General features: G+C 66.8%; 9 protein-coding genes. 1 reads left to right on the forward strand and 8 read right to left on the reverse strand.

Annotation, left to right across the window (positions count from 1 at the left end; all coding sequences use genetic code 11):
- Window positions 1-20: 20 nt before the first annotated feature.
- Both BLS74_RS16455 and BLS74_RS16460 read right to left on the reverse strand, forming a co-directional pair.
- Window positions 21-2,021 (reverse strand): DNA repair helicase YoaA, encoded by a 2,001-nt coding sequence (locus BLS74_RS16455; RefSeq protein ID WP_093108104.1) that lies wholly within the window; start codon window positions 2,019-2,021, stop codon window positions 21-23.
- Window positions 2,021-2,224, reverse strand: a complete 204-nt coding sequence (locus tag BLS74_RS16460; protein WP_093108106.1) for a DUF465 domain-containing protein — start codon at window positions 2,222-2,224, stop codon at window positions 2,021-2,023. The genes BLS74_RS16455 and BLS74_RS16460 overlap by 1 nt, the downstream gene beginning before the upstream one ends.
- Window positions 2,225-2,313: 89 nt before the next feature.
- Here BLS74_RS16460 and BLS74_RS16465 point away from each other — a divergent pair, with 89 nt between their 5' ends.
- The gene (locus BLS74_RS16465) at window positions 2,314-3,129 is read left to right on the forward strand and encodes a PP2C family protein-serine/threonine phosphatase (RefSeq protein WP_093108108.1); all 816 of its coding nucleotides are present in this window, start codon (window positions 2,314-2,316) and stop codon (window positions 3,127-3,129) included.
- A 21-nt stretch (window positions 3,130-3,150) separates the two neighbouring features.
- Here BLS74_RS16465 and BLS74_RS16470 read toward each other — a convergent pair whose 3' ends face one another.
- The 6 genes from BLS74_RS16470 to BLS74_RS16495 form a co-directional block, all read right to left on the reverse strand.
- Window positions 3,151-3,801: a hypothetical protein gene (locus tag BLS74_RS16470; RefSeq protein WP_093108110.1), complete on the reverse strand. Its 651-nt coding sequence runs from the start codon at window positions 3,799-3,801 to the stop codon at window positions 3,151-3,153.
- Window positions 3,798-4,895 (reverse strand): cell division protein ZapE, encoded by a 1,098-nt coding sequence (gene zapE / locus BLS74_RS16475; RefSeq protein ID WP_093108112.1) that lies wholly within the window; start codon window positions 4,893-4,895, stop codon window positions 3,798-3,800. The genes BLS74_RS16470 and zapE overlap by 4 nt, the downstream gene beginning before the upstream one ends.
- Window positions 4,896-4,899: 4 nt before the next feature.
- On the reverse strand, window positions 4,900-6,330 hold the full coding sequence (gene lpdA / locus BLS74_RS16480; RefSeq protein WP_093108114.1) for a dihydrolipoyl dehydrogenase: 1,431 nt from the start codon (window positions 6,328-6,330) through the stop codon (window positions 4,900-4,902).
- An 11-nt stretch (window positions 6,331-6,341) separates the two neighbouring features.
- Window positions 6,342-7,616 (reverse strand): 2-oxoglutarate dehydrogenase complex dihydrolipoyllysine-residue succinyltransferase, encoded by a 1,275-nt coding sequence (gene odhB, locus BLS74_RS16485; RefSeq protein WP_093108116.1) that lies wholly within the window; start codon window positions 7,614-7,616, stop codon window positions 6,342-6,344.
- A gap of 51 nt (window positions 7,617-7,667) precedes the next feature.
- A complete protein-coding gene (locus BLS74_RS16490) occupies window positions 7,668-10,553 on the reverse strand; it encodes a 2-oxoglutarate dehydrogenase E1 component (protein WP_093108119.1) in 2,886 nt (961 codons plus the stop codon).
- A gap of 167 nt (window positions 10,554-10,720) precedes the next feature.
- Window positions 10,721-12,631: a propionate--CoA ligase gene (locus BLS74_RS16495; protein WP_093108121.1), complete on the reverse strand. Its 1,911-nt coding sequence runs from the start codon at window positions 12,629-12,631 to the stop codon at window positions 10,721-10,723.
- Window positions 12,632-12,717 lie beyond the last annotated feature (86 nt).

Below are 12,717 nucleotides of genomic sequence, written 5' to 3' on the forward strand. Positions count from 1 at the left end.
CTTTCCGGGCCTTTTGATTTTCAGCCCGCGAGTTCCAGCAGCGCGGCGTCGAACGCGTCTTCGCTGTCAAGCCTGCGCATCGGCGGCAAGGCCGCCAGCAGCCGCCGCCCGTAGCCCATCGCGACCAGCCGCGTGTCGCAGATCACCAGCACGCCCCTGTCGGTTTCGCGCCGGATCAGGCGCCCTGCGCCCTGCTTGAGGGCCACGGCCGCTTCCGGCAGCGAATAGTCGCTGAAGGCGCTGCGACCTTGCGATTCGAGGCGCTGCGAACGCGCTTCGACGAGCGGATCGTTCGGCGGCGGAAAAGGCAGCTTGTCGATCACGACCAGCTGCAGCGCATCGCCAGGCGCATCGAATCCTTCCCAGAACGAGGCCGAGGCCACCAGCACGCAGCCGGCACGCCCGTCGGCCGCACCTTCGCGGAAGCGGTCCATCAGCGCGCGCTTGGGCAACTCGCCCTGCACCAGCACCTCCGGCCGGCGCCCGGCTTCCAGCCGCTCGAACTGCTGCTTGATGGCATCGCCGATGGTGCGCAGTGCACGCAGCGTGGTCGTGAGCACCAGCGTGCGTCCGCCCAAGGCCTCGGCGCCCCGGGCCGCGAGCGTCGCCACCTGCACGCTGTGTGCCGGATCGCTGGGTTTGGGAAATGCGCGCGGAACGTAGAGCGCAGCCTGGCGCGCGTAGTCGAAGGGACTCTGGACGCGCAGCACCTCGGCGTCGTCGAGCCCGCAGGGTTCGGTGAACCAGCGCAGCTTCGGATCGTCGCCGAGCGTGGCCGAGGTGAACACCCAGGCACGTCCCTGTTCTTCCGGATCGACCGCGTCGGCCTTGAGCACGCGCGTGCGCACCGCCTCGGCAATATCCAGCGGCGACTCCACCAGCCGCAGCTGCGTGCCCACGTCCACCCATCGCACCGATTCCGCGGGGCAGGCCTGGGCAAAACGGGTCGCGCGTTCCGCGAGCTGTTCCGCGCGCTCGTGCAGGCGCACGAAATCGGGCGAGAGTTCGCTCACCGTGTCGAGTGCCCGCGCTGCGTGCTCGAAGGCCTGCTGCAGGGCGTCGAGCGCGGCCTGCCAGGCCTCGGCAGGCACGGCCTCCGGCGACGCGCCTGCCCAGCGCAGCTTGGCACCGGGCCACTGCTTGCCGGCCGCGAGCCGCAATTCGCGCGCGCCGCGTTCGACTGCAGCCACCAGCTGCTGCCAGTCGACCAGCCCGCGCGCCTGCTGCAGGCCGGCGGCCAGCATGTCGCGCGCGAAATCCAGCGCCTGCCCGCTGCCGAGCTGCACGCCGAGGAATTGCACGCCGGTCTCGTTGAGCTGGTGCGCTTCGTCGAACACGACCACGCGCACGGTCGGCAGCAGTTCCGCCATGCCCGATTCACGCACCGCCAGGTCGGCGAAGAACAGGTGATGGTTGATGACCACCACGTCGGCCGCCATCGCCTCGCGGCGCGCCAGGTTGACGTGGCAGGGCTTGAACTGCGGGCATTGCGCGCCCAGGCAGTTCTCGCGCGTGGAGGTCACCAGCGGGATCAGCGGCGAGCGCTCGTCCAGGCCCGGCAGCTCGGCCAGGTCGCCGGTGCGGGTGGCCTTCGACCACTGCTCGATCTTCGCCAGCGTGCGAACGCTGCCGCGTTCGGGCAGGGACGCGTCATGGCGCGCCAGGTCGAGGCGATGCAGACACAGGTAGCTCGCCCGCCCCTTGAGCAGCGCGGTGCGCACCGGCAGGCCCAGCGCCTCGACCAGCCGCGGCAGATCGCGCCCGAAGAGCTGGTCCTGCAGCGTCTTGGTGGCAGTCGAGAGCAGCACGCGCTCGCCGCTCAGCAGCGCCGGCACCAGGTAGGAGAAGGTCTTGCCGACGCCGGTGCCGGCCTCGACCACGAGCACGCCGCCCTGGTCGATGGTGCGGGCCACGGCCAGGGCCATCTGGGTCTGGCCTTCGCGCTCGCGGAACTGTTCGGCCGCGTGCGACAGCACACCGTCCTGCGCGAAGGCGTCGCGCACCATTTGATCGAGCGACATCAGGCGGGCTCTTGCGGATCGAGCATGCGCTCCAGGCGGACGATCTGGTCGCGCAGGGCGAGCCGCCTTTTCTTCAAGCGCCGCAGCAGCAGTTCGTCCTGCGGCACGGCCTCGACGAGTCGGTCGATGGTGGCGTCCAGGTCGGCGTGCTCGATGCGCAGTTCGATCAGCTGACGGGAAAAGGAGTGAAGATTGGAGTCCAACGGGGGCGATGCGAAGACGACGCGACGGCGATTCGGGCTTCGCGCGGGGTTGACTCGATAATACGTCTTCGTTTCCATCACACGACCACATGAAAGACCGAGCCACCGTCGCCTCCGCGCCCACGACCCCAGGCTTTCGACTCGCAGCGGCCACCGGTCTTCACAAGGGGGACCGCCCCTACCAGCAGGACCAGGTCCTGATCATGAACCACCCGCGCACGCCGGGTTGCGTGCTCGGCGTCGTCGCCGACGGCATGGGTGGACGCAGCGGGGGGCGCAAGGCATCGGACCAGGTGCTGATGACGGCACGCCAGTTGTTCTCGCGCTACAAGCCGGGTCGCGACGAGGCCGTGGCCATACTGCGGCAGCTGCTGGAAGACGCCAACACGGTGATCAAGCTCACCGCGATCTCCAGCGAGGAGGAGCCGCACAGTACGCTGGCGGCGTTCCTCATGAATCCGGGAGGCGACTGCGTCTGGATCCATGCGGGCGATTCGCGCATCTACCATTTCCGCAACGGCCAGCTGATCAAGCGAACCAAGGACCACTCCTACGTGCAGGCGCTGGTGGACCGCGGCGAGATCAGCGAGGCGGAAGCCAACATCCACCCGCAAGGAAACATCCTGCTCGGCTGCCTCGGCATGAAGTCCACGCCGCCGCCGGTCGACATCCACCTGGTTCCCAAGCTGGAACCCGACGATCTGCTGATGGCCTGCAGCGACGGGCTCTGGCACTACTTCACGCCGGAGGAGATGGGCAGGGTGCTGCACGAACAATCGCCCCGCGCGGCAGCCGAACTGCTGGTGTCGGAAGCGCGGCGCCGCGCGCGCGGCACCGGGGACAATATTTCGCTGGTCGTGCTGAAGCTCGAAGCGCTTCCGGTGGCTGCGGACGCTGCGGACTGAGGCCGAGCCGCCGGCACGCGCTCAAGGCGGCGTCGGCAAGGACGGCGAACGGGCCTTGTCCTTCGTCTTCTCGGCGTTGCGGCGCTCGCGATCGGCGCGATGCTCCTCTGCCTTCTGCTGCTTGCGCTCGTAGGCTTCGCGCTCGACCGGCGCCTCGGCACGCCGGGCAGCAGCCTTGGCCTGGTTCTCGGCATGCGCGCGCTGCTTGTCTTCGAGCTCGCGTTTCCGCAGGGCCGCATCGGAGGCCAGGCGGGCGCGGCTCGTCGCATGATCGGCCGAGCGCTGCTCGCGCTCCTCCTGGTTCTTGATCGACTGCTCGCGCTGCGAGGGTGTGTCCTGCGGGCGCGGGCTGGCCTTTTTTTCCTCGAGCCGATCGAGCGCAGCGGCCCCGCGGCGCTTGCGTTCGATGTCGTTGATGGCGGCTTCCTGGCGCTTGATGTCGTCGGTGGCGGTGCGCCGGCGCCGGCGACTGTCTTCCAGGCAGCCCTCGACCGCAAACTTCTGGTAGCAGGCCTTCTGCTCGGTCTGGAAGCGTTCTTCGACCACCTTGCGCTCCTGCGACAGGCGCGCTCGCTCCGCTTCGAAATCGGTGTTGCCGGTCGTGGCGGTGGACTGCGCCCACAGCGGCAGCGCGGTCAAGGCCATCAAGAGTGCAAGGACGATGTTCTTCATGTGAGGCGGGTGTCGACGACGCGGCGCTCGAGCGCCAGGAATTCGGCCGACTGCATTTCGTTGAGTCTGGACACGGTGCGAGGAAATTCGTGGGCCAGCGGACCCTCGGTGTACAACGCCTCCGGCGGGACCTCCGCCGACATGATGAGCTTCACGCGCCGATCGTAGAACACGTCGACCAGCCATGTGAAACGACGTGCTTCAGAGGCCATGCGCACCGGCATGTACGGCACGTCGGACAGGAGCACGGTGTGGAACTGGGTCGCGATCTCCAGGTAGTCGTTCTGCGAACGCGGACCGCCGCACAGGGTCTTGAAGTCGAACCAGACCACGCCGCCGGCCTTGCGGCGCGCGTGGATCTCGCGCGACTCGATGTGCAGCACGGGGTTCTCGTCCGCGCTTTCGGCGAGGCGCTCGAAGGCGTGGCGCATCTCCTTGTCGGCCGCCGCGCCGTTGGGCGTGAGGTAGAGGCGTACCTGCTCCAGCGTGCGGCGGCGGTAGTCGGTGCCGTTGTCGACGCTGATCACCTCGAGCCGCTCGTTGAGCAGCGCGATCGCAGGCAGGATGCGGTCGCGATGCAGCCCGCCGGGATAGAGATCGTCGGGCTTGAAATTCGAGGTCGTGACGAAGCCCACCCCGTTCTCGAACAGCGCCGTCAGCAGCCGATGCAGGATCATGGCATCGGTGATGTCGGCGACATGGAACTCGTCGAAGCAGATCAGCTTGTAGCGCTTGGCGATCCGACGCCCGAGTTCGTCGAGCGGGTTGACCGTGCCCTGCAGCTCGGCCAGCTCGCGATGGACCTCGCGCATGAACTCGTGGAAGTGCAGTCGGGTCTTGCGCCTGAGCGGGACCGCGTTGTAGAAGCAATCCATCAGGAAGCTCTTGCCGCGCCCCACCCCGCCGTACATGTAGACGCCGCGCGGAATGTCCAGCCGGTTGATCAGCTTCTTGAGCGCATTGGAGCGCCGCGCCTTGTAGTCGCCCCACTCGCTCGCGCAGCGATCGAGCGCTTCGACGGCGCGCAGCTGCGCGGGGTCGCTCTGGTACCCCCGCGCAGCCAGCTCCGCTTCGTAAGCCTGTTTGACGCTCAAGTGGTCAGAAATTGAGCGTGCGCTTGTCGACGGCCAATGCAGCTTCCTTGGTCGCTTCGGACAGCGACGGATGCGCGTGGCAGATGCGCGCGATGTCCTCGGCGCTGGCCTTGAACTCCATCGCCACCACCGCCTCGGAGATCAGCTCGCTGGCCATCGGGCCTACGATGTGAACGCCGAGAATCTCGTCGGTCGCCGCATCGGCGATGAACTTGACCATGCCGGTCGTGTCGCCGAGAGCACGGGCGCGCCCGTTGGCCATGAACGGAAAGGTGCCGGCCTTGTAGGCGCGGCCTTCGGCCTTGAGCTGCTGCTCGGTCTGGCCGACCCACGCGATCTCGGGCGAGGTGTAGATCACCCACGGGACGGTGTTGAAGTTCACGTGCCCGTGCTGGCCCGCGATGCGCTCGGCCACCGCCACGCCCTCTTCCTCGGCCTTGTGCGCGAGCATCGGGCCGCGCACCACGTCGCCGATGGCCCACACGTTCGGCAGGCTGGTCTTGCAATCGTCGTCGACCACGATGGCGCCGCGCTCGTCGAGCTTCAGGCCGACCGCCTCGGCGTTGAGGCCGATGGTATTGGGTACGCGGCCGATCGAGACGATGAGCTTGTCGACCTCGAGCGTCTGCGCTTCGCCCTTGGCATTGGCCCAGGCAACGCTGACGCCCTTCTTGCCTGACTTGACCTCGCCCACCTTGACGCCGAGCTCGATCTTCAGGCCCTGCTTGGTGAAGGCCTTGTGCGCTTCCTTGGCGATCTGCTCGTCGACCGCGCCGAGGAAGGTCGGCAGCGCTTCGAGCACCGTGACCTCGGCACCCAGGCGGCGCCAGACCGAACCCATTTCGAGGCCGATGACTCCGGAGCCGATCAGACCCAGCTTCTTGGGCACGCCGGTTATGCGCAGCGCGCCGTCGTTCGAGAGGATGTTCTCCTCGTCGAAGTCCGCGCCCGGCAGCGGGCGCGGATTGGAGCCGGTCGCCAGGATGATGTGCTTGCCCTCGATGGATTCCTCGGCCGTGCCCGTCACCTTCAGCTCATAGCCGGCGCCGGACGCCTTCACGAAGGAACCGCGGCCGTGGAAGAACGTGACCTTGTTCTTCTTGAACAGGTAGGTGATGCCGTCGTTGTTCTGCTTCACGACCGCGTCCTTGCGCGCCAGCATCTTGGCCAGATCGAGGCTCAGGCCCTCGACCTTGATGCCGTGGTCGGCAAAGTGATGCCCGGCGTGGTCGTAGTTTTCGGACGACTGCAGCAGCGCCTTCGAGGGAATGCAGCCGATGTTGGTGCAGGTGCCGCCCAGTGCCGGGCCGCCCTTGCCGTTCTTCCACTCGTCGATGCAGGCGACGTTGAAGCCGAGCTGCGCTGCGCGGATGGCCGCGACGTAGCCGCCGGGGCCGCCACCGATGACGATGACGTCGAATTGCTTGTTGGACATCAGGTGGCTCCTCAGATGTCGAACAGCAGGCGGGCAGGATCTTCCAGCGCCTCCTTCATGGCCACGAGGCCCAGCACGGCTTCACGGCCGTCGATGATGCGGTGGTCGTACGACATCGCGAGGTAGTTCATCGGGCGCACGACGATCTGGCCGTTCTCGACCACGGCGCGGTCCTTGGTCGCATGCACGCCGAGGATGGCGGACTGCGGCGGGTTGATGATCGGCGTCGACAGCATCGAGCCGAACACGCCGCCGTTGGAGATGGAGAAGGTGCCGCCGGTCATCTCCTCGATGCCCAGCTTGCCGTCCTTGGCCTTCTGGCCGTACTCGGCGATCTTCTTCTCGATGTCGGCAAAGCTCATCTGGTCGGCATTGCGCAGGATCGGCACCACCAGGCCGCGCGGCGAACCGACGGCGATGCCGATGTCGAAGTAGCCGTGGTAGACGATGTCGTTGCCGTCCACCGAGGCGTTGATCACCGGGTATTTCTTCAGCGCATGCACCGCGGCCTTCACGAAGAAGCTCATGAAGCCGATCTTGACGCCGTGCTCCTTCTCGAACTTCTCCTGGTAGCGCTTGCGCATTTCCATCACCGGCGCCATGTTGACCTCGTTGAAGGTGGTCAGGATGGCGTTGGTCGCTTGCGACTGCAGCAGGCGCTCGGCGATGCGGGCGCGCAGGCGGCTCATCGGCACGCGCTCTTCCGGACGCTCGCCGAGATCCGGCGCGCGGGCAGGCGCAGCGACCTGCGGCAGCGCCGTCTTGGGCGCGCCCGTCGGGATGGCCACCGGCGCAGCCGCCTTGGCCGTGACGCCGGAGGCGACCGCACCGAGCACGTCGCCCTTGGTGACGCGGCCGTCCTTGCCGGTGCCGGCCACGTCGCCCGTCGTGAGCTTGTTGTCGGCCAAGAGCTTGGCTGCCGCGGGCATCGCGACATCGGACTTCGAGCCACCGGCCGGGGCGGCAGCGGCGGCTGCCGCGGGAGCCGGAGCGGCCGCTGGCGCTGCCGCCGGAGCAGCGGCGGGCGCGGCTGCCGCGCCCTTGCCCTCGGTGTCGATCTTCGCGATCAACTGGTCGGCGACGACGGTGGCACCGTCGCCCGCCACGATCTCGGCCAGCACGCCGGCGGCTGGCGCCGGAACTTCCAGCACGACCTTGTCGGTCTCGATCTCGATCAGGATCTCATCGACCGCGACGGCTTCGCCGGCCTTCTTCTTCCACTGCAGCATCGTGGCCTCGGCCACGGATTCGGACAACTGGGGGACTTTGACTTCAACGATAGACATTACTGATGTGCTCCGCTTCGTGTTTCTTCGTAGGTGTGAATGTGGTTCTTCTTACTTGGTCAGCACGAAGCCCTTGAGCTTGGCAAATGCGCCGTCGACCAGCGCCTTCTGCTGTTCCTGGTGCAGGTGCGAATAGCCGACCGCGGGCGACGCCGAGGCGGCGCGGCCCGAGTAGCCGAGCTTCTGGCCTTCCAGCATGTTCTCGTGGATGTAGTGCTGCACGAAGAACCAGGCGCCCTGGTTCTGCGGCTCGTCCTGGCACCACACCACGTCGACGAGGTTCGGGTACTTCCTGAGTTCCGCGGCGAAGGCCTTGTGCGGGAACGGATAGAGCTGCTCGACGCGGATGATCGCCACGTCGTCGGCGCCCTTTTCCTCGCGCTTCTTCGCCAGGTCGTAGTAGACCTTGCCGGAGCAGGCGATGAGGCGCTTGACCTTCTCGGCCTTCAGGTCCTTGTTGTCGGGAATGACGGTCTGGAAGCTGCCCTTGGTGAACTCGGACAGCGGCGAGGTCGCGTCCTTGTTCCGCAGCAGCGACTTGGGCGTCATGATGACCAAGGGCTTGCGCAGGTTGCGCACCATCTGCCGGCGCAGCACGTGGAAGATCTGGCTCGCGGTGGTGGGCTGCACGACCTGCATGTTGGCGTCGGCCGACAGCTGCATGAAGCGCTCGAGGCGCGCCGAGCTGTGCTCGGGACCCTGCCCTTCGTAGCCGTGCGGCAGCATCAGCGTGATGCCGTTGACGCGGCCCCACTTCACTTCGCCCGAGGCGATGAACTGGTCGATCACGACCTGCGCGCCGTTGACGAAGTCACCGAACTGCGCTTCCCAGATCACCAGCGTGTTCGGATCGTTCGACGCGTAGCCGTATTCGAAGGCGAGCACCGCCTCTTCGGAAAGGATGGAGTCGATGACGACGAAGGGCGCCTGGTTGTCGGCCACGTTCGAAAGCGGCACGTAGGTGCCCTCGTCGAACTTCTCGCGGTTCTGGTCGTGCAGCACGGCGTGCCGGTGCGTGAAGGTGCCGCGGCCGCTGTCCTCGCCCGAAAGGCGCACCGGATAGCCGCTGGCCACCAGCGAGGCGAAAGCCATGTGCTCGCCCATGCCCCAGTCGACGTTGACGTCGCCGCGGCCCATGGCCGCACGGTCGTCGAGCACCTTCTTGACCAGCGGATGCACGGTGAACTTTTCCGGCGCCCTGGTGATGCGCTCGGCCAGGCGCTTCCATTCCGCGGTGGGGATGGCGGTGTCGCCGGCGTCGGTCCACTTCTTGTTGAGGAAGGGGCTCCAGTCGACCGCGTACTTGCTCTTGAAGTTGGTCAGCACCGGATTGGTGGTGTTCTTGCCGGCGTCGAAGGCTGCGCGCTGCGTCTTCACCATGTCGTCGCCGAGCGTGTCGCCCAGGCCCTGGGCGCCCAGCTTCTCGGCATAGAGCTTGCGCGTGCCCGGGTGCGCCGCGATCTTCTTGTACATCAGCGGCTGGGTGAGCGAGGGCGTGTCCTGCTCGTTGTGGCCGAGCTTGCGGAAACAGATGATGTCGACCACCACGTCCTTCTGGAACTCCATGCGGAATTCGAGGGCGAGCTGGGTCGCGAGCACCACCGCTTCGGGGTCGTCGCCGTTCACGTGCAGCACCGGCGCCTCGACCATCTTGACGATGTCGGTGCAGTACAGCGTCGAGCGGCTGTCGCGCGGGTCGCTGGTGGTGAAGCCGATCTGGTTGTTGATCACGATATGGACCGTGCCTCCGGTGGAATAGCCGCGCGTTTCGGCCAGCGCCAGCGTCTCCATCACGACGCCCTGCCCTGCGAAGGCGGCGTCGCCGTGCACGATCACCGGCAGCACCTGCTTGCCGAGCGGGTCGGCGCGGCGGTCCATGCGCGCGCGCACGGAGCCTTCGACCACGGGGTTCACGATCTCGAGGTGCGAGGGGTTGAAGGCCAGGCTCAGGTGCACCGGACCGCCGGGCGTCGAAACGTCGGAGCTGAAGCCCTGGTGGTACTTGACGTCGCCGCTGGGCAGGTCTTCAGGCGCCGTGTGGTCGAACTCGGCGAACAGGTCGGCCGGCATCTTGCCGAGCGAGTTGACCAGCACGTTGAGACGGCCGCGGTGGGCCATGCCGATCACGATCTCCTGCACGCCCTTGACGCCGGCCTGGCTGATCAGCTCGTCCATCGAAACAATGAAGCTCTCCCCGCCTTCGAGCGAGAAGCGCTTCTGGCCGACGTACTTGGTGTGGAGGAAGCGCTCCAGGCCTTCGGCCGCCGTCAGGCGTTCGAGGATGCGCTTCTTCTGCTCGGTGCTGAGCTTCGGGTTGGTCCGCGCGCTCTCGAGCCTCTGCTGCCACCAGCGCTTATGGTTCTGGTCGGTGGTGTACATGTACTCGACGCCCATCGTGCCGCAGTAGGTCTCGCGCAGCGCGTTGAGCAGGTCGCGCAAGGACATCGTGTCCTTGCCGAAGAAGGTGTTGCTCGTGTTGAACACCGTTTCGAGATCGGCATCGGTGAAACCGTAGAACGAAGGCTCGAGTTCCGGAATCGACGGGCGCTCCGCGCGCTTCAACGGGTCAAGGTCGGCCCAGCGGACGCCGACGTTGCGGTAGGCCGCGATCAGCTGCTGGACGGCGGTGCGCTGGCGGCCCAGCTCCGAATCGGCGCCGCTGGCCTGCACCACCCTCGTGGTGCCCTGCTTGGCGCGCTCGGCGAAGGCATTGATGACCGGCTGGTGCGGCACGTCGCGGGTGGTGCTGCCGTCGGTGGCGGGCACGTGCTGCAGCGCATCGAAGTACGAGCGCCAGTTGTCGGGCACGCTGCCGGGATTGCTGAGGTAGTTTTCGTACATCTCCTCGACATAGGGCGCGTTGCCGCCGAAGAGGTAGGTGTTGCCTTGGTAGGCGTGATAGACGGACGCGCCGGGCGTCGACGATGAATCGCTCATATTCCGCTGACCTTCGCTTCCCTGTAGGAAGCATTAGCTGGTTTAAGAAACCTTCCGCGACACGGCTGAACCGGATGGCGGATGCGACTGTGGCTGGGGAAGGGCCTGAGTACCCTGGCATTGTGCCATGGCAACTACGTGACGGCGGAAAGCGCCTTCGCAAGCCCTCAAGGGGATAGCGATCGCCTGATCTGCTGGAGGGCGCCGGGGTCTTCTATCGTGGTCAGGTCGCCCGGGTCGCGCTGTTCGCACACGGCCTGGATCGCGCGGCGCAGCAGCTTGCCGCTGCGCGTCTTGGGCAGAGCGCTCACGAAGCGCACGCGCGCGGGACGCGCCAGCGCGCCGAGCTGGTCGGCCACCTGCTTCATGATTTCCCCTTCGAGGAAAAGGGCTGCCTGGTCGTCGCCGAGCGCTGCACCATCCTTCGGCACCACGAAGGCCATCGCCACCTGCCCCTTGAGCGCATCGGCTACGCCGACGACCGCGACTTCGGCGACCTTCGCATGGCCCGAGATCGCTTCCTCGATCTCGCGCGTGCCGAGCCGATGGCCGGCGACATTGATCACGTCGTCGGTACGGCCGAGGATGTAGAAGTAGCCGTCCTCGTCGCGGATGCCCCAGTCGAAGGTGGAATACACCAGCTTGCCCGGCACGCTCTTCCAGTAGGTGTTGACGAAGCGCTCGTCGTCCTTCCACACGGTCTGCATGAAGCCCGGCGGCGTCGGCCCCTCGATCACCACCACGCCCTTCTCGTTGGCGCCGCTCAGTTCCTCGCCGGTCGCCTCATGGAGGATCTTCACCTTGTAGCCGTACATCGGAACGCCGGGGCTGCCGAACTTGCTTCGCGTCTGCTCAACCCCGTTGGCCACCGTGAGGATGGGCCAGCCCGATTCGGTCTGCCAGTAGTTGTCGATGATCGGCACGCCCAGGCCCTCGCTGATCCAGCGCGCCGTGGGCTCGTCGAGCGGCTCGCCGGCCAGGAACAGCGCGCGCAGGCTCGAGAGGTCGTACTTCTTCAAGAGCGCCGGGTCCTGCTTCTTGAGCACGCGCACCGCGGTCGGCGCGCTGAACATCACGGTCACCTTGTATTTCTCCACCAGCCGCCACCAGATGCCGCCGTCGGGTTGCCGGTCGAGGCCCTGCGTGGGCAGGCCCTCGTACATGAGGGTCGCCATCCCCGCGATCAGCGGGCCGTAGACGATGTAGCTGTGGCCCACCACCCAGCCGATGTCGCTGGTCGAGAAATAGGTTTCGCCGGGCCGGCCGTCGAAGATGTGCTTCATGCTGGCGGCCAGGGCCACGGCATAGCCCCCGGTGTCGCGCTGCACCCCTTTGGGCCGGCCGGTGGTGCCGCTGGTGTAGATGGTGTAGCTGATGTCGGTCGCGTCCAGCCAGGTGCAGGGCACCTGCGCATCGCGGTGCTTCTCGACCAGCGCGGCCGCCAGATGGTCACGCCCTTCGGTCAGGGCCATCGGCGCCAGGCCGCGATCGACCAGCAGCACCGACTCGGGCTTGTGCGAGGACTGCCGGATCGCCTCGTCGAGCAGCGGCTTGTACGCAAGCACCTTGCCGCCGCGCGACCCGGCGTCGGCGCTGACGACGACTTTCGGCGTCGCATCCTCGATGCGCGAGGCCAGCGAGCCGCTGGCGAAGCCGCCGAACACCACGCAGTGGATCGCGCCCAAGCGCGCGCAGGCCAGCATCGCGAAGGCCGCCTCGGGAATCATCGGCATGTAGATCAGCACGCGGTCGCCCTTGCCGACGCCGAGCTCCATCAGGCTCGCCGCAAAACGCTGCACCTCGGCATGCAGTTCCTTGAAGCTGTAGCTTTTTTCGGTGCCGGTCTCGGTGGAAACGGCGATCAGCGCGGGCTGATCGCCGCGGGTGGCGAGGTGGCGATCGACCGCGTTGTGGCAGAGATTGGTCGTGCCGCCCGCGAACCAGCGCACGAAGGGCGCGTTAGAGGCATCGAGGATCTGCTGCGGCGGCGTTTTCCAGTCGATGAGCTTGGCCTGTTCGGCCCAGAAGGCCTCCGGCGCATCGATCGACTGGCGATAGAACTCTGCATAGCGGCTCATGGGCGTTGTCTCCAGTTCTGGCTTTGACTTGTCGTAGAAACTGAATTCATAATTATGAAGGCCGTGCTTGCAGCAGGCTGACAGGC

The organism is Variovorax sp. CF079 (genome assembly GCF_900101545.1).
Classification (GTDB): Bacteria; Pseudomonadota; Gammaproteobacteria; order Burkholderiales; family Burkholderiaceae_C; genus Variovorax.

Coding starts and splice junctions, on each gene's coding strand:
- BLS74_RS16465 (WP_093108108.1), top strand. CDS start 2,314: ATGAAAGACCGAGCCACCGTCGCCTCCGCGCCCACGACCCCAGGCTTT.
- BLS74_RS16455 (WP_093108104.1), bottom strand. CDS start 2,021: ATGTCGCTCGATCAAATGGTGCGCGACGCCTTCGCGCAGGACGGTGTG.
- odhB (WP_093108116.1), bottom strand. CDS start 7,616: ATGTCTATCGTTGAAGTCAAAGTCCCCCAGTTGTCCGAATCCGTGGCC.
- lpdA (WP_093108114.1), bottom strand. CDS start 6,330: ATGTCCAACAAGCAATTCGACGTCATCGTCATCGGTGGCGGCCCCGGC.
- BLS74_RS16490 (WP_093108119.1), bottom strand. CDS start 10,553: ATGAGCGATTCATCGTCGACGCCCGGCGCGTCCGTCTATCACGCCTAC.
- BLS74_RS16495 (WP_093108121.1), bottom strand. CDS start 12,631: ATGAGCCGCTATGCAGAGTTCTATCGCCAGTCGATCGATGCGCCGGAG.
- BLS74_RS16470 (WP_093108110.1), bottom strand. CDS start 3,801: ATGAAGAACATCGTCCTTGCACTCTTGATGGCCTTGACCGCGCTGCCG.